Consider the following 21,144-nt stretch of genomic DNA (forward strand, 5'->3'; position numbering starts at 1 on the left):
CAGGAGGCCAACCGTGGACTTCTCCTACAGTGCTCGTACCGACGCGCTGCTCGAGACCCTCGAGACATTCATGACCGATCATGTTCTGCCCGCCGAGAAGGTGTACGACGCGCAGATCGCGGCGAACACGAACAAGCACGAGCAGCCGGCGGTGATGCGCGAACTGCAGGAGACCGCGCGCTCGCAGGGACTGTGGAACCTGTTCATGACGCACGACGGACTCGGAGCCGGACTCACCAACCTCGAGTACGCCCCTCTCGCCGAGGTGGTCGGGCGCTCGATCATCGGCAACGAGGCCATCAACTGCTCCGCCCCGGACACCGGCAACATGGAGATCCTCGCCATGTTCGGTACCGAGGAGCAGAAGAAGGACTGGCTCGAGCCGTTGCTCGACTGTCGTATCCGGTCCGCGTTCGCCATGACCGAACCGGCCGTGGCCAGCTCCGACGCCACCAACATCACCTCGACGATCCGGCGCGACGGTGACGAGTACGTGCTCAACGGCCGAAAGTGGTACACCTCGGGTGTTCTCGACCCGGACTGCAAGCTCATCATCTTCATGGGCAAGTCGGATCCGGACGGTCCGACCTACCGTCAGCAGAGCATGATCCTGGTTCCGGCCGACAGTCCCGGCATCGAGGTGCTGCGCGATCTCCCGATGTTCGGTTTCCACGACCGTCTCGGGCACGGCGACGTCCAGTTCACCGATGTCCGAGTGCCGGCCTCGAACATGCTCGGAGCCGAGGGCGACGGTTTCGCCATCGCGCAGGGTCGCCTCGGGCCGGGCCGGATGCACTACGCCATGCGCGCCGTCGGCATGGCCGAGCGCGCCCTGGAGATGATGTGCCGCCGTTCGCTCGACCGGGTCGCGTTCGGTGCCCCGCTCGCCGATCGCGGTGTCGTGCGCGAGTGGATCGCCCGCAGCCGTATCGAGATCGACCAGATTCGACTGTTGGTCCTGAAGTCGTCCTGGATGATGGACACCCGCGGTAACGCCTCGGCGCGCTCCGAGGTCGCCGCGATCAAGGTCGCGGCGATGGAGGTGGCGCACAAGGTGGTCGACCGCGCTGTCCAGACGTTCGGAGCGGCCGGGGTCAGCGACGATTTCGTCCTGGCACGTCTGCACGCCATCACCCGCGCCCTCCAGATCGCGGACGGACCCAGCGAGGTCCACCTCCGCACGATCGCCCGCCTCGAGACGAAGAAGTACCGATGACCGACATGCATTCCCTCACCGGCAGAGTGGCCCTCGTGACCGGCGCGAGCCGCGGACTCGGCCTGGCCATCGCTCGTGGACTGCGCGACGCGGGAGCCACCGTCGTGGTGTCCAGCCGCAAACTCGAGGCGTGCGAGGAAGCAGTCGCCTCACTCGGACCGTCGACGGTGGGCAGCGCTCACGCCCGCGCTCTGCACGTGGGTCGCTGGGACGAGATCGAACCCGCGGTCGACGCCATCGTCGACGAGTTCGGCTCCCTCGATGTCGTGGTCAACAACGCCGGCATCGCACCGCTGTCCGAGAACCTCGTCGGAGTGACGGAAGGGTTGTGGGACAAAACTATCGAGGTCAATCTCAAGGGTCCGTTCAGGCTGATGGCAGTGGCCGGAGCGCGGATGGCGGCCGCCGGGCGCGGGTCGATCATCAACATCTCGAGCATCGGAGCTGTTCGACCGAGCCCGCCCGAGGCCATGTACGCCGCGGCCAAGAACGGCCTCAATGCGCTGACCATGGCGTTCGCGCAGGAGTATGCGCCGCACGTGCGAGTGAACTGCGTGATGCCCGGGGGATTTGCAACGGACATGGCCGAGCACTGGGACGACGAGTTCGTCGGCAAGATCGTCGACCGGTTGCCGTCGGGACGTCTGGGTCGCCCCGAGGAGATCGCCGGTCTCGTCGTACATCTCGCGAGTGACGCCTCGTCGTACACGACGGGTGCCATCATTCCCGTCGACGGCGGCCGCACCGCGGTCTACTGAGGAGGGCGTGGACGTGACAGAAGTGAACGACACCCCGAGCCCTGCCGCCTTGTTCGATCTGACCGGCCGAACAGCGGTGGTGACCGGAGCGTCGTCCGGTCTCGGTCTCGGGTTCGCCCGGACGCTCGCCGCCGCCGGAGCCACGGTGTACGCGGCGGCACGTCGCGCGGATCGTCTGGCCGCGGTGGCGGAGACCGTCCCGGGCCTCGTTCCCGTGCGATGCGATGTGACCTCGGACGAGGACCGTCGAGCGCTGGTGGATCGGTGCCGTGCGGAGACCGGGCGCCTGGACATCCTGATCAACAACGCCGGGATGCCCGGCCCACCGGACGCGGAGCAGGAGACCGCGGAGGGTTTCTCCGCGATCCTGGAGGTCAACCTCCTCGCAGGCTTCCACCTGGCGGTGCACGTCGCCTCGACGACGCCGGACTCCGCCCCGGTGTCGATCGTCAACATCTCGTCCGTCGTGGGTCTCGTGTCCACCGCCCCCATCGGCGGTGCGAGTTACGCGGCATCCAAGGCCGGTGTGCTCGGGCTGACCCGCGAACTCGCCGGGCAGTGGGGGAGACGGGGCATCCGCGTGAACGCGGTGGTCCCCGGGTGGTTCGACACCGAGATGACCGACGGGCTGTTCGAGAACGAGAAGTCGGCCGGGTGGGTGCGGCGCAACACGATGCTCGGTCGCGGAGGCACCGCGGGCGAGGTGGACGGCGCAGTGCTGTTCCTCGCCTCCGATGCCTCGTCGTACGTCACCGGGCACACCCTGGTGGTCGACGGCGGCTGGACGGCGCGCTGATGCTGGCCGTGCAACTGCTCGAGTGGGGCTCCGCTCCCGAGCTGAGGGACATTCCCGTTCCCGAACCGACGGGCGAGCAGCTGCTGCTCGAAGTCACGGCGGCGGGTCTGTGTCGCAGCGACCTGTCCGTCTGCGATGCGCCCTCCGGACGGTTCGACTACCCGTTGCCGCTCACACTGGGACACGAGGTGGCCGGACGCGTCGTCGCTGCCGGCCCCGATGCCGACGGCAGCACGGTGGGATCGTCCGTGGTCGTCCACGGCGTGTGGTCCTGCAGGACCTGCCGTAACTGCCGCCGGGGTCGGGAGAACTACTGTCTGGCACTGCGGCCGGTCGACGGCAGGCTCGCCGTGATCGGCAACGGCCTCGGCGCGCCGGGCGGACTGGCCGAGTACATGGTGGTTCCGCACAGCGGCGTGCTGGTCGACACCGGCTCCCTGGCACCGGAACTCGCAGCGCCCCTTGCTGATGCGGGCGCCACCGTGCATCACGCCGTCAGCGGTCAGGCCGACCTCCTCGACTCGAACGCCGTGGTCGTGATCGTGGGTGTCGGCGGACTGGGTCACCTTGCCGTCAGGATGGCTTCGCTGCTGGGAGCCGGCCACGTCGTGGCCGTCGATCCGCGCGACGCGGCTCGGCGATCCGCGTCGACCATGGGCGCGACCGCGGTGTACCCGTCACTGGCCGAGGCGGCCTCGGCCACGAAGGATCTCGGGGGCGTGGACGTGGTGTTCGACTTCGTCGGCAGCGACGACACGATGGCCGAGGGGCTGGCGACGCTCGCACCCGGAGGGCGCCTGGTAGTGGTCGGCGGCGCGGGTGGGTCCGTGTCGGTGGCCAAGAACCGGGGGATCGCCGCCGGGTGGCAGGTCTCCGCCCCCTTCTGGGGCAGTCGCGCGGATCTGGTGGAGGTGGTGGCGCTCGCGGAGTCCGGGGCGCTGCTGCCCGAGGTGACCACGCGACCTCTCGACGAGGCGATCGACGCCTATGCGCGTCTGCGTGCCGGGGAGGACGCCGGCCGAACCGTGCTCCTGCCCACCACGTCCGACGAGCCCACCCCAGAACGTGATGCCGGAAAGGACCACTGTCAGTGAAGACCCTCGCGCTCGAACTGCGAGACCGCGTCCGGGAACACCCCGACGCGATCGCCGTGATCGACCTGCACGGCACCCATCGACTGGCCGACGTGATGGCTGCCGCCGAACGCGGAGCCGAGCACATGGCACAGCACGACCCCACACCTCCCACGGTGCTGATCCAGGCGGACAACACCTGGCAGACGGTGGCAACCGCACTGTCGGTCGGTTTGCGCGGAGGCGTGGTCGCCGTGCTCAGCCCGCACGCCACAGCATCGGAGTTCGTGCTCGCCGTCGAGGACGTCGACCCCGACATGGTGGTGGCCGACCTCCGCACACTCGAACAGTGGGGGGTGTCCGACCAGGACTTCCCGTCGGGCGACGCGGCGGTCGGTGACCGTCATCTGCGTGCTCGCCGTGGTGACCCGCGAGGTGTGTCGCGCTGGAACGGAGGCAGTGTCATCGCGATGACCTCCGGATCCACCGGTCGCCCGAAGTGCGTCGTCCAGTCCGAGGACGCACTGCGCTACGCCTGTTCGTGCACGAGGGACGCCGTGGGTCTGCGGCCGGGCGACGCGGTGGGCGCCTTCGTCCCCCTGTCCTCCGTCGCCGCAGCATGTTTCGGGATGTATCTGCCGCTGTTCGTGGGCGGACCGATGGTGTCGATCGGCAAGTGGTCACCGGCGGCCGCACTCGACGCGATGGCCGCCCACGACGTCCGCTGGACGATGCTGGTGCCGACGATGGCGCTGCAGCTGTCCCTCGTCGAGAACGGGGCCGGTCGACTCGCGGGGATGCGGGCGATGACGGTCGGCGGGGGGCCCATGAACGCGTCGGCTCTCGAACGGGCCGAGCAGTTCCTGGGAACGACGTTCCTCCGGGTGTTCGGCATGTCGGAATGCCTCGGTCACACGACCGCGACCCCGGACGACGATCCTCCGCTTCGCCTCGGTACGGACGGACGGCCGTTCCCCGGCACGATCGTGCGGGCCGTGAACGGTGCGGGGGAGGACGTGGGCACCGGGGAGATCGGTGACGCGCAGGTCCGCGGACCATCGATGTTCGTCGGGTACGCGCGGGGAGGGCAGGTCGCTGCACCGACACTGACCGACGACGGATTCCTGCCGACCGGTGACCTCGTCGAGGTGGCGACCGACGGCACCATCACCGTGATGGGCAGGCAGAAACAGATCATCATCCGTGGTGGTCGCAACATCGACATCAACGAGGTCGAGGCGGCGGTGGCCGGCGTCCCCGGAATCGTGCAGGTCTGCGTGGTGCCGATCCCGGACGAGCTGCTGTCCGAGCGCGCCGGAGCCCTCGTGGTGACCGACGGACGCGCTCTAGGTCTGGCCGAGGTGACGGACGGATTGTCCCGTCGCGGCGTGCCACGACACAACTGGCCGGAGTACGTCTTCGCTGTGGACGATCTGCCGCAGAACCGTGTCGGGAAGCTCTCCCGGCCGGATGCCGTGCGGATCGCAGCACGTCTCGCCGGTGTTCCCGATCCGAATTCACCTCGGGACGCGTAGCATGATCACGATGCGGACACGTTGCGGGAAGGCCGGAGGCCGGCCGGGCCGGTCTTCGCGGGTGCCGCGATGAGCGTCGGAACGACGGCACGCCGCGAGAGCCCGCGCTCCAAGCGTTCTCGTATTCTCACCGTCGCCATCGAGCAGTTCGGCAGGGTGGGCTACGACCACACCAAGTGGGCGTCGGTGGCGGACGAGGTCGGAATAGGACAGACCGCGCTCTACCACTACTTCGAATCCAAAGCGCACTGCCTGCTCACCATCATGCGTCTGGAACTGGCGGATTCTGTCGAGCGCTTCGACGCGGCCACGGCCGACCCGAGCGACCCGGAGGCGGCGCTGCGAGCCGCCGTCGCGGGAGCTCTCCAGGCCTCGCCGCTGGACGCTCTGCAGCGCCGGATCCTGCAGAACCACATGGACCTTCTGGCGACGGAGCGGCAGTCGGGGAAGGAGGAGGCCGAGCGTCTCCAGTCCCGCGAGCTGGTCCAGGAGATCGAGCGTCGGTGGACGAGACTGATCGCCAGTGGCATGGACGACGGGGTCTTCGCCGAGGGAGATCCGAAGACCGTGGGACGCCTGGTCCTCGCGCTCGTCATCAGCGTATGGCGATGGTATCGGCCGAACGGTTCCGCCACCCTCGACGAGATCGCCGAGACCGTCACCACCGCAGTGCTCAAGATGGTGCGCCCCTGACCGCTGGGCGGTGAGCCCGGCTCGGCCATTTATGTCGATCACGTCCACCTGTACCGAACCGAATTCATGTCGACCACACTCTGGAGGAAATCATGTTCGATCTGATGGTTCTCGCCGCCCGTCCGAACGACTGGACGCACGAGCAGTTCATGGCGTGGTGGCGCGGTGAGCACGCGGAGGTGACCTACCCTCTCCCGGGCCTGCTGCGGTGGCAGCACATCGACATCGTCCACTCGATAGACGAGCGCAGCGCCGGGTGGGACGGTCTGTCCATTCTGAGCTTCGCCTCGCGCGACGATCTCGAGACCGCGCTCGCCAGTCCGGAGTGGAAGGTCGCCGTCGAGCACGTCGGAACCATGCGTGGGCGACGGATGATCTGGTACGGCGACGAGCGGACCATGGTCGCCGACACGTCGACCACCTCGTGACCGCCCGGTGGTCCGATCCGGGATCCGTTCGGATCGCGGACGGCATCCACCGGGTGCCACTGCAGATGCCGTCCGACGGACTCCGTGCCATCAACGTCTATGCCCTGGAAACCGATCGAGGCCTCGCGCTGATCGACGGAGGATGGCGACGACCGGGCACCTACGACGAATTCCGCACCGCCCTGGCCGAATTCGGTCACCGTCCGGACGACGTGCATGACGTGTTCGTCACCCACGTCCACCGTGACCACTACACCTTCGCCGTCGACCTCCGCCGTCGACACGGCTGCCGCATCCACCTCGGGTCGGCCGAGGCGCCGGGGATCGTCGCCATCGGGGAGCTGGCCTCCAACATGCCGACATCGTCACTGCGTGAGCTGGAACGGGCCGGCGCCGACGGCATCGCGCGAGCGGTTCGCCTGGACACCAGCGACGAGGACTTCGACTCGGACGACTGGGAGCCGCCGGACGCGTGGCTCACCGAGGGCGCCCTCGACATCCCCGGACACCGGTTGACCGCGGTGCACACGCCCGGCCACACCAAGGGCCACATGGTGTTCCACGATCTCGACCGAGACATCAGCTACACGGGCGACCACGTTCTGCCGACCATCACCCCGTCGATCGGATTCGAACTCGGTGAGTGGGACCTGCCCCTGGGGCACTACCTGCAGTCGCTGGAGATGATGCTCGACGATCGGGATCGCACCGTGCTGCCCGCCCACGGGGACACCGGTGTCGGTCTGCACGCGCGCGTGCGCGAACTCCTCGATCACCACGCCCGCCGCTTGGCGGCGACCCGGGCGGTCGTCGCCGACCTGACCCGGGCGACCGGCCTCGATGTCGCCGAACGCCTTCCGTGGACCCGTCGTGATCGACCGTTCGCGGATCTCGGAACGTTCGATCGCATGGTCGCGGTCTGCGAGACCCTGGCCCACCTCGATCTGGACGGCCACCGGGGCGTGCTGCGTGTGGAGAACCAGGACGGCGTCGACGTGTTCAGCGCCGCCTAGGACTCAGGCGGCGGTCCACCCGCCGTCGACGTACAGCTCGGTGCCGGTCACGAAGCGTGCATCGTCACCGGCCAGGAACGCCACCGCGGCAGCGACTTCCGCGCCGGAACCCAGTCGTCCCATCGGTGTGCCGGCCAGCATGGCCTCGTGGCGCGGTGTGCCCTCGTAGCGTGCGAGCAGTGGCGGGGTCGCGATGAAACCGGGGTGGATCGAGTTGACCCGCACCCCGAGGCGGGCCCAGTGCAGCGCTGCGTTCTTCGTCATGGTCCGCACGGCACCCTTCGCCGCGGCGTAGGCGATGCTGTTGCCCAGTCCGCCGACGCTGCCGAGGATGGAGCAGATGTTGACCACCGATCCGCCGCCGGTCCGCTCGATCAGGGCGCCGGCGTGCTTCATTCCCAGCCACGTACCGGTCTGACTCACCTCGACGACGCGGCGATACTGCTCCACCGTCTCGTCGACGACGGTGGCGAGCGATCCGATCGCACCGTTGTTGACGACGGCGTCGAGCGTGCCGTGACGGTCCTCCACGAGGGCGAGGGTCGCCGCCCACTGCTCCTCGTCGGTGATGTCCAGCGCGCACGCCAGGTGCGAGTCGGGGCGTTCCAGCGCGTGCACCGCCGCGTCGCAGGCGCTCTGGTCGACATCGGTGACGATCACGCTGGCTCCCTCGGACGCCAGCCTCGTCACGATGTCGACACCGATTCCGCCGGTGGCGCCGGTCACGAGGACCACCTTGTCGGTCAGTCGAGTACTGCCTTCGGGCATGGTGGGCCTTTCAGAGCTTGCTGAGGACGTTGCGACCGCCGACGAGCATGGCGATCGCGACTCCGGTGGTGGTCACTGCGGTCATGAGCAGCGCCATCGCCGCGACGAGCGGGTACGACCCGTTCTGCCACATGTCGTAGAGCAGGGTGCCCATGACCTGGGTCGTCGAGGCACGCACGAGGAGCGAGGCGGCGAACTCGTGAGTCAGGAGGATGAACATCAGGGCGACGGCGCCGAAGATGGCTCCTCGCATGAGCGGCAACAGGATTCGCAGGTTTGTCACCACAGGCGAGGCGCCACTGGTTGCGGAGGCCTCGGTGTAGGTGTTGCCCAGCGCGAGCATCGCCGTCATCTGCAGTCGGACCGAGAACGGCAACATCAGCACGATGTAGACGAGCACGATCACCGTTCGGGTTCCGTAGAGGATCAGCGGAGGTTCGGTGTACGTGAGCAGGAACCCCACACCGAAGATGACCGCGGGGATACCCAGTGGCAGGGCGGTGATGAAGTCGCCGATCATGCCCAGGACGCGGAAGCGCCGGCCGCGGACCAACAGGTTGGCCATGACGTACCCGATGGGGATGCACACGGCCACCGCGGCGAGGGACGTGAGGATGCTGGTGAGCACGGACGAGACGATCGCGTCGTCGGAGATGAGGGCCCGGAAGTTGTCCAGCGTCAACAGATCCAGGGTCAGGGTGTCCGACCAGTACGGGGTCAGCGACACGATGACGAGTCCGACGACGGGAATCAGCAGCGCGAACAGGGCGTACACACTGATGGTGACGGCCGCCCACGTTCCGCGGCCCGAGGGTGCGGAGAACGCCTTGCCGCCGTGAGTGACGAACCGGCTCTGGTTGCCCAGCAACATCTTCTGCACCAGAACCAGCGCCAGTCCGAACAGGACGAGGGGTGAACCGGCAGCGGCGGCGGCCGCGAAGTCGGACGGTGATTCCGACACCCGCCGGTACATCTCGGTGGTGAGGACCTTCACTCCGCTGTTCTGACCCAACAGGAGTGGTCCGGTGAACTGGCCGAGTCCGAGGAGGAACGCGATACCACCGCCGTAGATGAGCGACGGACGGAGCAGGGGGAGAACGATACGGAAGAACACACCCATCGAGGACGATCCGCTGATCCGAGCGGCCTCGAGGTGCTCCGAACTGATGTTGTCCATCCCCGAGGACACGAAGAGATAGACGAACGACGTCAGACCGAATCCGGTCAGGATGACGATCCACGGCACCGTGTAGACGTCCACGGGGCCGCTCTCGAGATCGCTCCACCAGGGCAGCGCGCGCAGTACGACATTGAGGTAGCCGGGTCCCGGTGACAGCAGGAAGGCCCAGCCGACGATGTTGGCGACCGCGGGAAGCACGATGGGCAGGATGGGGATCATCTTGAGGAACCCCAGTCGCGCCGGAAGGCGGCTCGCGGCGTAGGCGAGCAGGGTGCCGAGAACGAGCGCGATGACGAGCGATCCCAGCGCCAGAATCACTGTCGTCCACAGTGTCTGGGCGATGTCGAACCGTCCGTACTGGCTGCGGTAGCCCCGCGCTCCGTCCTCGAACGCGAGCATCTGCAGACGCACCATGGGGAGGACGACCAGATAGGCGAGAACGGCGAGAAGAATGCCGTAACCGAGCCGGGCACGCCAGGGGCCGGTCAGCCGTGACCGTCGTCCCGCCGGCGGCGGCGTCGTGTCGGTGTCGGGGGGTGTGAGGGTGGCGGTCACGATGCGCTCCCCACTGCTGCGGCGACGGGTGCGGTGTCCGCGGCTGTCGCGGTGGAGGGCGCCGAGGGGAACACCCGCAGCGCTGCGGGGGAGAAGGAGACGACCACGGCGTCACCCGGCTCGGCCGAACGCAGCGCGAGGCCGTGCTCGGCGGCCGACGCACGCAGGGTGAGTGTCTCGGCGCCGGACCGCACGGTCACGTCGAAGTGCCGGCCTCCGTACTCGTGATCGACGAGGGCGGCGTGCAGTCCGACGTGGCCCGGCGGGACCTCGGCCATGCTGCGGTGCAGGAGCAGGTCGTCCGGACGTAGCCGTGCGACCGCGGAGTCGCCCTCGTCGGCGCGGTCGCGGACCACCGAGTCCCGGAGATCGATCGCGTCACCCGCGGACGTCTGCCAGCCATCGTGTGCTCTGCGCAGTTCGAGCTTGTTGGCCATACCGATGAACGCCGCGACGTAGTCCGACCCGGGGTTCTCGAATACGTTCGACGGCGTGTCGAGCTGCTCGATGCGGCCGGATTTCATGATCGCGAGGCGGTCTCCGAGTGCGAAGGCCTCGGACTGGTCGTGGGTCACAAATACGGCGGTGAACCCGAGTTCGCGATGCAGACGGTGGATTTGAGAACGGACCTGATCGCGCAGCCGCGCGTCGAGGTTGCTGAGCGGCTCGTCGAAGAGGATGAGATCCGGCCGCGCCACCAGACCGCGAGCTACCGCCACACGCTGCTGTTGACCGCCACTGAGTTGAGACGGGTACCGATCGAGCAGGGCCCCGCAGTCCACCATGTCGGCCGCTGCCTCCACGGCTCCCGGCCCGAAGGACTTGGTGAGTCCGCGGACGTCGAGGGGGTACTTGATGTTGCGGCGCACCGTCATGTGCGGCCACAGGGCGTAGGACTGGAAGACCATGCCGATGTTGCGCTTGTGCGCGGGGACGTCGACTCGCTGGTCCGCGTCGAAGACCGTCCTGTCCTTGAACGAGATACGCCCGCCCTGGGGCGTCTCGAGCCCCGCGAGGCACCGCAGCGTGGTGGTCTTCCCACAGCCACTCGGGCCGAGAAGAACCAGGAACTCGCCCTGCTCGATGTCGATGTCGAGACCGTCCACGACCTTCGTGCTGCCGTACGTCTTGGTCAGTCCGGAAATGGTGAAGCGATCGGTCATCTCATGCCTTCTGTCCAGAGGTGTGTGTGGGTGTTCGCGCGCCGGCCGCCAGACCGCCGTCGACGACGAGGTCGGTTCCCGTGATGTAGCTGCTCTCGGATCCGGCGAGGAACACGACGGCGTCCGCGACGTCGGCGGTGGTGCCCCGACGCTGCATCGGAATGGTGCGCACGTAGCCGGCGACATCGTGGTCGGCGAAGTCCTCGCTACCGGTGATGTCGGTGTCGATGCTTCCGGGGCACACCGAGTTGACCCGGATCCCCCGCTCGGCGAACTCGAGCGCAGCCACTCGGGTGAGGGCCCGCACCCCGAATTTCGAGGCGCCGTAGGCACCGAGCTTCGCTGTCGCGAGGATTCCGCGCAGGGACGAGACCGTGATCACGGAACCGCCGGACTTCACGGCAGTGCTCGCCGCCCTGAGGGCGAGGAAGGTGCCGACCAGGTTGATGTCGAGCATGCGGCGGAAGTCGGCCAGTGAGGTGTCGGCGATGTCGCCGCGGTGCGCCGCCCCGGCGTTGGCCACCAGCACGTCGAGGCCTCCACCGTCCGCTTCGATTCTCTGCACGCACGCGTCCCACTCGGCTTCCGACGCCACGTCCAGATGCAGGTAGCGCGCCGACGGTCCGAGGGCGTCGGCGACGGCGCGACCACCCTCGTCGTCCACGTCCGTGACGTACACGGTCGCTCCGAGAGAGGCGAAGCGCGCGGCACATGCCGCACCGATGCCGCGCGCGGCGCCGGTGACGAGCACACGTGAGCCGTGTGAAGGCGCTGTCCGAGCGTCCATGATCACCTCCCTGGATGACGAGTTCGGATGGTCGAGAGCGGTCGCGTCCCCGTCACTGGAAGAGCTGCGACCATTCCTGCGAGTACCGGTCGACGTTCTCGGGGGTCAGATCGGCGGGATCGGGTGAGGCGATGTTCTGTGCCCGCTCGACGGCGCCCGGAACATCCGGCAGCGCGGCGGCGTAGCCACCGTTCAGCGCGGCCTGTCCCTCGGCGGTCACCATGAAGTCCGCCAGGACCTGAGCCGCATTCGGATGCGGCGCCGCACTCAGGACCTCGGTGTACCACGGTGTGCCCCAGGGGTTCTCCGGCAGCACCCAGTCGACGGGAGCGCCCGCGTCGACCTCGGTGACGAGCGGCTGGACGCTGGGCGAGACCACCACTTCACCCGACGTCAGGGCCTGCGCGACGGCCAGTGCGCTCGGGTAGACACGCGGCTGCAGTTCGGCCAGCTTGTTCCAGTAGTCCTCGCCGTAGTTCTCGGCGTAGTGCCGATACAGGTCGACGTACGACGCGATGCCCGTCGGATTGACGATGCCGATGCGGCCGCGGTAGGCCGGGTCCAGAATGTCCTGCGGGGTCTCGAGACCGTCGGGCACCGCGGCGGTGTTCCACCCGAGGCCGAAGACAGCGGCGGACGAGAGGAAGAAGCGGTCGTTCTTCACGCTGGCCGCGCGGTCGTAGTCGGCTGCGTCGAAGTCCGGACCCACGATCTCGGTGGAGTAGGTGCCGGACTCGGACGCGCTGGCGATCCACGACGCGTCGGTCACCATGTGGACGTCGGCAATGCCTGTACCCGTCCGGTTCTCGGTCTCGACCCGGGGATTGATCTCGGAATCTGTTCCGCGCACGAAGTCCATGGAGATCTCCGGGTACTTCTGCGTGAACGCGGCCTTCAGCGCGTCGAGGTTCGCAGGCTTCTGGCTGGAGTAGAGCATCACGCTGCCCTCCGTCTTCGCCGCGGCGACGACATCGTCCCAGCTGCCCTCGACGGGCCCGGACGGGGTGGTGCTGCCGCCGCACGCTGTGAGCGCGAACGCCGACGCTGCCACGGCAACGGTGGCGATGGCTCGGGGAATCCTCCGCATGGTCAGACCTCTCTCGGACTCACAGGGCCGCTCGGCTGTCGGTGCGAGTGGACTTCCTGAACTGATGTCAGTTTGAAAGTAGTATGACGTCCTTGTGATGTCAATCACGCAGGTGAGGGCAGTGCGATGACGGGCACGACGGGGTTGCCGGGCCCGCGCCCATCTCCGCGCGCCGCGATCCGGGGTTGCGAGGTTGTCGCAGTCGCGATCAGCGAGCTCTCGAGCGGGCAGATCGTTCTCTTACTCGACTGCCGTCGCGGTCCAGGTCGCGTAGGCGTCGAGCGCTCCGCGGGTCGCCCGAGCGCGGTCGTCGCCGATACCGACGAGCTGGGCAACAGCCATGGGCGCGAGGACGTCCGCGACTGCGTCGTTGTGATCGGCGAAGTGGCCGGCCGCTTCGAGCGAGACGAACCCGTGGACCATGCTCCACAACTGGGCGGCGATCTGTTCCGGGTCGTCGATGTCGACGCGACCGGCCGTCACCAGTCGGTGGCAGCTGCCGACCAGAACGGCGTAGGCGTCGCGGAAATGCTGCTGCGGCACAGTGGGAGCGAACGCACGATGGGTTCCTCGCGGCGAGAGTCCGAACATCAGGTCGTAGAGGTGCGGATTGCGCTGTGCGAAACCTCTGGTTCCCAGGGCCATGGCGAAGAGCTGAACACCCGGGTCATCGTTCGACGCGGCCGCGTCCTCGAGAGTCCCCTTCAGTGTGGCGTATCCCCGCGCCACGACGGCGTCGAGCAGTCCGCCCACGTTCCCGAAGTGGTGGTAGACCGTGATCGTCGAGGACCCTGCCCTGTCGCTGATGCGACGGACCTTCATCTCGGCAGGGCCTTCCTCTGCCAGGACAGCGACGGCGGCGTCGACGAGGCGCTCGCGGGTGGATCCGTCGTCCGCTGTGCGGGCGGTGTCTCGCCGAGCGGCCATGACGTCATGGTCCCACGGTGACGTCCTGATGCGACGGGCCCGCCACGCCTGCTATAACTGTGTTATGACGCTCCTCGCCGCGGTGCCGGCCCTCCGCTCGCGCAAGATGGCCGCCCTGGTGACGCTGTGCTGCGCGGTGTTCGTGGTCAACGTGTCCACCACGATCGTCAACATCGCGCTGCCCACCCTCGTCGAGGACCTGGGGGCGTCCACGCGCGATCTGCTGTGGGTGGTCGATGCCTTCAACCTGGCATTCGCTGCGTTGGTGCTGGCCGGGGGATCGCTCAGCGACCGGTTCGGTCGCCGTCCCTTCCTCGTGGGCGGGCTCGTGCTCTTCGCGGTCGCATCGGTGGGTGGGGCGTGGAGTGGTGAGCCCGCCCAGCTGATCGCGTGGCGGGCGCTGGCCGGTGTCGCGGCTGCCGTGGTGTACCCGGTGACGCTGTCGATTCTGACCAACGTGTTCCAGGAGCGGTCCGAACGCGTCATGGCCATCGGACTGTGGGGCGCGGCGACCGGCGTCTCGGTCGCGGTCGGACCCGTGGTGGGTGGGGCGTTGATCGAACATTTCTGGTGGGGATCGATCTTCGTCTTCAACGGCCTCGCTGCTGTCGCAACCATCGCTCTCGCAGCGCGTTTCGTGCCGAACTCCCGTGATCCGTCGACCCCGCCGCTGGACAAGTCGGGCTTGCTTCTGTCCGTGCTGGCCCTGGGGTCACTGGTGCACGCCATCATCGAAGGCCCCGACCGCGGGTGGTCCTCGGCGTCGACGGCGCTCGGATTCGGTGTGGCCGCCGCATTGTTGGTCACCTTCGTTCTCCGGGAGTCGCGCGCTCGCCACCCGATGCTGGATGTGTGGCTGTTCACGAACATGCGCTTCACGGCTGCCAGTGGGGCGGTCACCAGTGCGTTCTTCGCGCTGTTCGGGTTCATTTTCCTCGTCACCCAGTACTTCCAGTCCGTACGCGGCTTCGGTGCCCTCGAGACCGGCGTGCGCATGCTGCCCGTCGCGGGATCGCTGGCAGTGTTCTCGCTGGTGGGTCCCCGCCTGGCAGTACTGGTCGGTTCCAAGATCGTGGTGGCCGCCGGCCTGGCATCGTTGACGGCTGCGTTCCTGTGGATCTCGCAGATCGACACGGGCACGTCCTACCTGCAGATCGCGGGTCAGATGGTGCTGCTGGGCGCAGGCCTGGGTCTGACGAGTGCCCCTGCGACGGAGGCGATCATGGGAGTCGTTCCGACCGACAAGGCCGGGATGGGATCAGCGGTCAACGATGCCACCCGCGAACTCGGCGGAACACTGGGTGTCGCCGTGATCGGATCGGTCGCACTGTCGGTGTACCGGGACGGGCTGGACACGACCGAATTGCCCACCGTCCTGATGGAACCCGCGCAGGAGTCGGTGGGCGCCGCGCTCGAAGCCGCACGCCAGGCGGCGGACTCGCTGGGTGCCACCGGGGCACTGCTCGGGTCGCAACTGTCCGATCTCGCACGCGAACGCTTCGTCGACGGCTTCACCACCGGCAGTCTCGTCGCCGGGATGGTCACCGCCGTGGCGGGTGTGCTGACGCTGATCTTTCTCCCCTCGCATCCCCTCCCGTCGCATACCGACGACGACGAGTCGCATGATCGCCCCGCCACGAGCCTGCGCCGCTGACATACGCTCCATCGGTGCCGACTCTGCGAGCCCTGGAATGCTTCGTGGCCGTCGTCGACGCCGGCTCTGTCACCGGGGGAGCAGCTCGGCTGCATCTCTCGCAACCCGCGCTCTCGCATCACCTGGCGTCGTTGGAGGCGGAGATCGGGACTCCCTTGCTGGAGCGGCTTCCGCGAGGAGTGCGTCCCACGCCCACCGGCCGTGCCGTTCTCTCCGATGCGCGGGCGGCATTGGCAGCGGCCGAGCGCGTCCTGCGAACCGGACACGCTGCGGCACAGGGTGATGCGGGTCGGCTACGCCTGGGGTGCGCCGAGAGTATGACCGTGCCGATCCTCGCGCCGACGTTGCGTACATGGACCCGGAAGTATCCGCACATCGGTCTGGATCTGACCGAGTACACCAGTGCCGACACGATGGCGACGGCGATCACGGACGGCGACCTCGACATCGCCGTGGGGCCGGCGCCGTCGCGCATGTCCGCAGCCGTGACCGAGATCGGGACCGAGGAGATCGTGGTCGTCGTCCCGGAAGGTCTCGATCTCGCCGACGAGGACGCCGTCTCGTGGCCGGACCTCGCCGGCAGGCCGATCGTGCACTACCACCCGTCGAACGGCCTTCGTGGATGGTTAAACACCGTGGCTGCGACGCACGGAGTCCAGCTCGACGCTGTCACGCACACCCGACATGCCGCGACGGCAGCACAACTCGCTCACGCAGGGTTGGGGGTCGCGCTCGTGCCGGCCACCGCCCTTCCCGCTCGCTTCACAGGCATCGCCAATTCTATGTCACCCCCGCTGAAGCGGTCGGTCGTCGTGATGGTCGGGGCGACGTCGGACACGCTGACACGGAGGTTCGCGGCCGACCTGGTGTCCCGAGGCGTCGCTGCCCGCAGCTTCTGAGCCCCTCGGCCCGGCGGCTGTGTTCCCGGACCGGTACCTTCCTCGACGTTCACACCGCCACAGGCGCGGCATCGTGCCATGCTGGACGCGTCATAAGCCGTGAATGTCGGGTTCGTCGCTCGTGACGTGCGCCCGTGGTCCAACCGACCATCGTCCCGCAGACGCCCGAACGGAGTGATGGTGGCGATTCCCGCTCGTGTCCTCGCGGAGGTCCTCGCGGCCCGCCGCTTCGCGCTGGCACAGACCGCGTTGGCCAGGCTCAGCGGTCTCGCCGTCTCCGCGGACATGGAGGAGATGACGACGGCCGCGACGTCCACCGCGGCGACCCTGGTGGGGGTGGCGTCCGCGGCACTCGCTCGGCACGAGAATCCACACGATCAGTTCCTCCGCATGACGGCTGTCACTCACGTTCTGCACACCGGCGTCGAGGTGCGTGCCGGAGCGGGATCCCTGGCCGGGTACACCCTCACGCAGGGGCAGCTGACGGTGTGCTCCGACGCCGTGACCGAGACGCGATTCGACACGTCCGCGATGTCGACGGTGGGATTTCGCAGTGGTGCTGCCGTCCCGGTCATGACCAGTATCGGGGTGTGGGGCGTCCTGCTCGTGTACGGAACCGAACCGAACCTGTTCGACGACACGGACATCGCGTTCCTGTCGGCGGTCGCGGGTGTGTTGTCCGCGGCACTCGAACGAGTCGACCTCTCTCGGAGACTCAGAGAGAGAAACGAACACGATCCGCTGACGGGACTGCCGGACCGCACCCTGGCCTATTCGGCGGTGGGTGACGCACTGTCCCGCGTGCGTGAGCAGGGCGACGGCGTGGCGTTGCTACTCCTCGACATCGACGACTTCGCGATCATCAACGACAGCCTCGGGCACGACACGGGTGACCGGGCGCTGGCCCGATTCGCAGACCGCCTCGTCGCCGCGGTCCGTAGCCGGGACACCGTGTACCGCCTGGGAGGTGACGAGTTTCTCGTCATCTGCGACGGTGTCGACGACGCCCGCCGTGCCGAGGACCTCGCCTTCCGCATCACCGCTGCACTGGCGGCCCCGCCGTCCGCGGCCGACGCTCCCATCCCTATGAGTGCATCGATCGGGATCGCGGTGTCCGAGAACGGCATCACCGTCCGAGAACTCCTACGGCGGGCCGATCTGGCATTGCACCGCGCCAAGGACGGCGGAGGTGGCGCACACGCGATCTTCGATGCCGAGGACGATCATTACGACGCCGACCGTGTGCGCTCCCTGTCGGTGGATCTGCGCGCTTCGCTGAGTCGCGGCGAGTTGACGCTGGCGTATCAGCCCTTGGTGGACATCGCGACGGGCGCAGTGGTGTCGGTCGAGGCGCTCGCTCGGTGGGACCACCCGACGCTGGGGCGTATCGAGCCGTCGGAGTTCGTGGCAGTCGCCGAGCGCACCGGTCTGGCCGCAGTGCTGGGTGAATGGGCTCTGCGATCGGCATGTCGACAGGCGGCCTCGTGGCGTGAAGCCTTCCGGATCACCGTGCGAGTCAACGTCAGCGCACTCCAACTGCGAGACCCTGCGTTCCCCGAGCGGGTGTCGTCGGTGCTTCGGGAGACAGGTCTGCCGCCACAGGCTCTGGGACTGGAGGTGACCGAGACGGTGTGGCTCGCCGACACCGGTCGCGTCGCTCGAAACGTCGCAGCGGTGAACGAGATGGGCGTCGCCCTGGTCCTCGACGATGTCGGTGCGGGCCACAGCAGTCTCGCCTACCTCGAGCGGTTCTCGGTGTTCGAGTGCTTCAAGATCGACAAGGGGTACATCGACGCTGTCGAGACCAGGCGGGGGCGGGCGGTCGTGTCGGCCATCGTCGCACTGGCCAAGGCGTACGAGATGACCGTCGTGGGCGAAGGTGTCGAGACCCGGGCGCAACTCGATGCACTCGCCGAGACGGGATGCGATCTGGCGCAGGGGTTCCTGCTCGGCAGACCCGTCGATGCCGAGCAGACCACCGCCGTGTTGGAGCTCCGTGCATCACCGGCCGAGGCGGTCGGCGGCATCTGACGGATCTACGTCAGTGCGCTCGCTGTCTCCGTGCCGGAGCGCGGGTGTGACAGATGCAGATCGTCGTCGCGGATCAGCGCCGTGGCGACGACACTGACCACCGAGGTGCCGACGAGGAAGCCGCACGCGAGCCAGGGTGACCCGCTCGCCGCAGCGATCAGTGCGGTGAGGATCAGTGGTGTCACTCCGGAGGCGTAGATGCCGGAGAACTGGTAGACCACGGACAGGCCGGTGTAGCGGATCTCGGTCGGATAGAGGCTCGCGTACAGCGTGCCCTGTGCTCCGTAGAAGGTGGCGTGGACGATGCCGAACACCAGGACCAGTCCGAGTCCGAAGAGCCACAAGCTGCCCGTGTCGAAGAGGGCGAACACGGGAAACACGGCCAGCCCGTAGGCCGCGATGCCGGTGACGTACACACGCTTGGCGCCCACCCTGTCCACGAGCACCCCGGACACCGGGATCAGCACCGCCATCACCACTGCCGCCACGGTGACCACGAGCAGGACCGAGACCTTGTCGAACTTCAGTTGCGTCGTCGCGTAGGTGATGGCGAAGACACCCCACGTGTTGAAGGCTGCGCCCTCGCCCCATCGCGACAGCAGTCCGAGGACGGTGCTTCGCGCATGACGCCGCGCGAACACTTCCTTGATCGGTGCGCTCGATCGCTGCTGGAGGTCGGACACCTCGCGGAACGCCGGCGTCTCCTCCACCTTCAGGCGTACGACCAGGCCGACGATCACCAGAACGAGACTGGCGAGGAACGCGATGCGCCAGCCGTAGGAGAGGAACTGCTCCTCGTCGAAGATCACCTGTAGCAGGGCGAACATTCCGGTCCCCAACGCGAGTCCGAGCGCGAGCCCCACCTGCGGGATGCTGCCGAACAGTCCGCGCCTCCGCGCCGGGCTGTGTTCGACGGCCAGAAGAACGGCACCGGCCCACTCGCCGCCGAGTGCGAAGCCCTGCGCAATGCGCAACAGCAACAACAGAATCGGAGCCAGCAGTCCGACGTTCTCGGTCGTCGGTAGGACGCCCATCAGGGTGGTCGCCACACCCATGATCAACATCGACAACGCCAGCGTCTTCTTGCGGCCGATACGGTCTCCGAAGTATCCGAAGACGACTCCACCGATGGGGCGCACCACGAATCCGACAGCGAAGGTGGCGAACGACAGCATGGTGCCGACGAAGGACGACTGATCGGGGAAGAACAGGCGATTGAAGACCACACTCGCCGCCGTGGCGTAGAGGAAGAAGTCGTACCACTCGACGGTGGTGCCGAGCAGACTCGACGCCACGACCGTGCGAAGGCGCTTGCGCCGGTCGGCATCGGGTTCGTACGAGGCCGAGTCGGTGAGGACAGTCACGTGTTCCGACATTGATGTACGTGGTGCCTCGCCGTCACCCCTTGCGCTCGAGGTGATCCGAACGTCTCCCGGGATACGGCACCGCGCGGTCAGTACACCGTCCGGAAACCGCCTATCAGGGTGATGACGTTGCCGTCGGGATCGGTGATCGGCGCGAGTCGAACTCCGTTGGTGGCGTCCGTGGTGTCGCCGACTGTGAGTCCGCGGCCCGCGAGCTCGGTGGTGTGAGCGTCGAGGTCGTCGACGGCGAGGTTCGACCGCGTGTGGCCGGCCAGGTCGGCATCGAGGAACACCTGTATCCACGCCCCCGGCACGACCTGCCACTCGATCAGACCCGGCATGGGGTTGTTGTCGGGTTCGCGTCCCAGCAGGCGCGTGTACCACTCGCGTGCGACATCGATGTCGTGCACGGGTACGACGGTCAGTACGTGGTCGATCATGGGCTCGTCCTCTCGTCGGGTGTCACTGATGTGGACCTTCGAAAGATCGAGAACTCATCGATGGTGTGGGCGTGACACGCGATCCGGTGCAGCCGGCAGTGCTGTACACGGTTCACTGCACCAGATCGTGCCGGGTCGCGAGTACGGTCGAACGATCGATGACAGGGAGGCGAACCGGGGTGGCGGACGAATCCGACGTGGCGCAGGCGAGGGTGTTCCTGACGGCGCTCGGCGCCGAGATCGCTGCCGTCACGGTCCAGTTGGAGGATGCTCGTCGGCTCGCCGCCGAGGCCCGGTCTCGAGGGAACGCGCCCCTGGGGGCATGGCACGAGCAGCAGGTCGCGGCGCACAAGAAGATGTTGCGGGAGCTGCACCGTCAGACACACAATCTGCGCACCCGATTCGCAGTGACCTGACCCGCTCCGGCGCATCTGATCCATGCCGAACGGCCCGCAGATGTTCCCCCGCACCATCGATCGGTGGCATCGGCAGCGACAGACCGACATGGTGACGGGATGACGTACGGTCGAGGAGTGAGGACACAATTGGGACGTCTGGACCGTCGCACCCGCACAGCGCTCGGCGGCCCCGGGCTCGCGGTGGTCGCGGTTGCAGCACTCCTCGTCTTCGGCGCCGTGGTCGTCGTACAGACCGCGGACCCTGGTGCGACGGCCGTCGTGGCCGTCCTTGCGCTCGTTGCGCTGGTCATCAATCTCGCTGGGGCCCGTCGGCGATCACGACAGCGCTGACCCACAGGCGTGCGGACCTCGTCGACCT

21 protein-coding genes are annotated in these 21,144 nt (G+C 67.7%); 13 read left to right on the plus strand and 8 right to left on the minus strand.

All coding sequences use genetic code 11. The annotated features are described in order from the left end of the window. Positions 1 to 13 precede the first annotated feature (13 nt). The 8 genes from HQ325_RS04765 (at position 14) to HQ325_RS04800 (ending at position 7,512) form a co-directional block, all read left to right on the plus strand. Positions 14 to 1,216: an acyl-CoA dehydrogenase family protein gene (locus HQ325_RS04765; protein WP_042575773.1), complete on the plus strand. Its 1,203-nt coding sequence runs from the start codon at positions 14 to 16 to the stop codon at positions 1,214 to 1,216. Beyond that, a complete protein-coding gene (locus HQ325_RS04770) occupies positions 1,213 to 1,974 on the plus strand; it encodes an SDR family NAD(P)-dependent oxidoreductase (protein ID WP_056446422.1) in 762 nt (253 codons plus the stop codon). The genes HQ325_RS04765 and HQ325_RS04770 overlap by 4 nt, the downstream gene beginning before the upstream one ends. Before the next feature lie 13 nt (positions 1,975 to 1,987). Further along, positions 1,988 to 2,770, plus strand: coding sequence for an SDR family NAD(P)-dependent oxidoreductase (locus HQ325_RS04775; RefSeq protein ID WP_222626936.1), 783 nt, complete (start codon positions 1,988 to 1,990; stop codon positions 2,768 to 2,770). After that, a complete protein-coding gene (locus tag HQ325_RS04780; RefSeq protein WP_222626937.1) occupies positions 2,770 to 3,864 on the plus strand; it encodes an alcohol dehydrogenase catalytic domain-containing protein in 1,095 nt (364 codons plus the stop codon). Before HQ325_RS04775 ends, HQ325_RS04780 begins: the two co-directional genes overlap by 1 nt. Continuing rightward, complete coding sequence (locus HQ325_RS04785) at positions 3,861 to 5,378, plus strand: class I adenylate-forming enzyme family protein (RefSeq protein WP_222626938.1); 1,518 nt, start codon at positions 3,861 to 3,863, stop codon at positions 5,376 to 5,378. The genes HQ325_RS04780 and HQ325_RS04785 overlap by 4 nt, the downstream gene beginning before the upstream one ends. Positions 5,379 to 5,447: 69 nt before the next feature. Further along, positions 5,448 to 6,071 carry a TetR/AcrR family transcriptional regulator gene (locus tag HQ325_RS04790; RefSeq protein ID WP_222626939.1) on the plus strand — a complete coding sequence of 208 codons (624 nt, stop codon included), beginning with the start codon at positions 5,448 to 5,450 and terminating at the stop codon, positions 6,069 to 6,071. 92 nt (positions 6,072 to 6,163) lie between these two features. Continuing rightward, positions 6,164 to 6,499, plus strand: a complete 336-nt coding sequence (locus tag HQ325_RS04795) for an EthD domain-containing protein (protein WP_222626940.1) — start codon at positions 6,164 to 6,166, stop codon at positions 6,497 to 6,499. Continuing rightward, positions 6,496 to 7,512, plus strand: a complete 1,017-nt coding sequence (locus tag HQ325_RS04800; protein ID WP_308014252.1) for an MBL fold metallo-hydrolase — start codon at positions 6,496 to 6,498, stop codon at positions 7,510 to 7,512. Before HQ325_RS04795 ends, HQ325_RS04800 begins: the two co-directional genes overlap by 4 nt. Positions 7,513 to 7,515: 3 nt before the next feature. Here HQ325_RS04800 and HQ325_RS04805 read toward each other — a convergent pair whose 3' ends face one another. From HQ325_RS04805 to HQ325_RS04830, 6 genes are all read right to left on the minus strand, one after another. Further along, on the minus strand, positions 7,516 to 8,280 hold the full coding sequence (locus HQ325_RS04805; RefSeq protein ID WP_222626941.1) for an SDR family NAD(P)-dependent oxidoreductase: 765 nt from the start codon (positions 8,278 to 8,280) through the stop codon (positions 7,516 to 7,518). Positions 8,281 to 8,290: 10 nt separating this feature from the next. Continuing rightward, positions 8,291 to 9,949 (minus strand): iron ABC transporter permease, encoded by a 1,659-nt coding sequence (locus HQ325_RS04810; protein ID WP_222628893.1) that lies wholly within the window; start codon positions 9,947 to 9,949, stop codon positions 8,291 to 8,293. Positions 9,950 to 10,011: 62 nt separating this feature from the next. Beyond that, the gene (locus HQ325_RS04815) at positions 10,012 to 11,178 is read right to left on the minus strand and encodes an ABC transporter ATP-binding protein (RefSeq protein WP_222626942.1); all 1,167 of its coding nucleotides are present in this window, start codon (positions 11,176 to 11,178) and stop codon (positions 10,012 to 10,014) included. Position 11,179: 1 nt separating this feature from the next. Further along, the gene (locus HQ325_RS04820; RefSeq protein ID WP_222626943.1) at positions 11,180 to 11,965 is read right to left on the minus strand and encodes an SDR family NAD(P)-dependent oxidoreductase; all 786 of its coding nucleotides are present in this window, start codon (positions 11,963 to 11,965) and stop codon (positions 11,180 to 11,182) included. Between the two features lie 52 nt (positions 11,966 to 12,017). Continuing rightward, positions 12,018 to 13,052, minus strand: a complete 1,035-nt coding sequence (locus tag HQ325_RS04825; RefSeq protein ID WP_222626944.1) for an ABC transporter substrate-binding protein — start codon at positions 13,050 to 13,052, stop codon at positions 12,018 to 12,020. Between the two features lie 240 nt (positions 13,053 to 13,292). Beyond that, positions 13,293 to 13,979 carry a TetR/AcrR family transcriptional regulator gene (locus HQ325_RS04830; protein WP_222626945.1) on the minus strand — a complete coding sequence of 229 codons (687 nt, stop codon included), beginning with the start codon at positions 13,977 to 13,979 and terminating at the stop codon, positions 13,293 to 13,295. A 64-nt stretch (positions 13,980 to 14,043) separates the two neighbouring features. Here HQ325_RS04830 and HQ325_RS04835 point away from each other — a divergent pair, with 64 nt between their 5' ends. From HQ325_RS04835 to HQ325_RS04845, 3 genes are all read left to right on the plus strand, one after another. Further along, on the plus strand, positions 14,044 to 15,633 hold the full coding sequence (locus HQ325_RS04835) for an MFS transporter (protein WP_222626946.1): 1,590 nt from the start codon (positions 14,044 to 14,046) through the stop codon (positions 15,631 to 15,633). A 14-nt stretch (positions 15,634 to 15,647) separates the two neighbouring features. Next, the gene (locus tag HQ325_RS04840; protein ID WP_222626947.1) at positions 15,648 to 16,532 is read left to right on the plus strand and encodes a LysR family transcriptional regulator; all 885 of its coding nucleotides are present in this window, start codon (positions 15,648 to 15,650) and stop codon (positions 16,530 to 16,532) included. 177 nt (positions 16,533 to 16,709) lie between these two features. Continuing rightward, positions 16,710 to 18,563 (plus strand): bifunctional diguanylate cyclase/phosphodiesterase, encoded by a 1,854-nt coding sequence (locus HQ325_RS04845; protein ID WP_222626948.1) that lies wholly within the window; start codon positions 16,710 to 16,712, stop codon positions 18,561 to 18,563. Between the two features lie 5 nt (positions 18,564 to 18,568). Here the strand turns inward: HQ325_RS04845 and HQ325_RS04850 are convergent, their stop codons facing one another. Together HQ325_RS04850 and HQ325_RS04855 are read right to left on the minus strand one after the other, a co-directional pair. Then, a complete protein-coding gene (locus HQ325_RS04850) occupies positions 18,569 to 19,927 on the minus strand; it encodes an MFS transporter (RefSeq protein ID WP_308014253.1) in 1,359 nt (452 codons plus the stop codon). A gap of 89 nt (positions 19,928 to 20,016) precedes the next feature. Beyond that, positions 20,017 to 20,367 carry a VOC family protein gene (locus tag HQ325_RS04855; protein WP_222626950.1) on the minus strand — a complete coding sequence of 117 codons (351 nt, stop codon included), beginning with the start codon at positions 20,365 to 20,367 and terminating at the stop codon, positions 20,017 to 20,019. 158 nt (positions 20,368 to 20,525) lie between these two features. Here HQ325_RS04855 and HQ325_RS04860 point away from each other — a divergent pair, with 158 nt between their 5' ends. Both HQ325_RS04860 and HQ325_RS04865 read left to right on the plus strand, forming a co-directional pair. Then, positions 20,526 to 20,783, plus strand: a complete 258-nt coding sequence (locus tag HQ325_RS04860) for a hypothetical protein (RefSeq protein WP_222626951.1) — start codon at positions 20,526 to 20,528, stop codon at positions 20,781 to 20,783. Between the two features lie 117 nt (positions 20,784 to 20,900). Further along, positions 20,901 to 21,116: a hypothetical protein gene (locus HQ325_RS04865; protein ID WP_222626952.1), complete on the plus strand. Its 216-nt coding sequence runs from the start codon at positions 20,901 to 20,903 to the stop codon at positions 21,114 to 21,116. Positions 21,117 to 21,144 lie beyond the last annotated feature (28 nt).

The organism is Rhodococcus sp. BP-349 (assembly GCF_019835845.1).
Classification (GTDB): Bacteria; Actinomycetota; Actinomycetes; order Mycobacteriales; family Mycobacteriaceae; genus Rhodococcoides.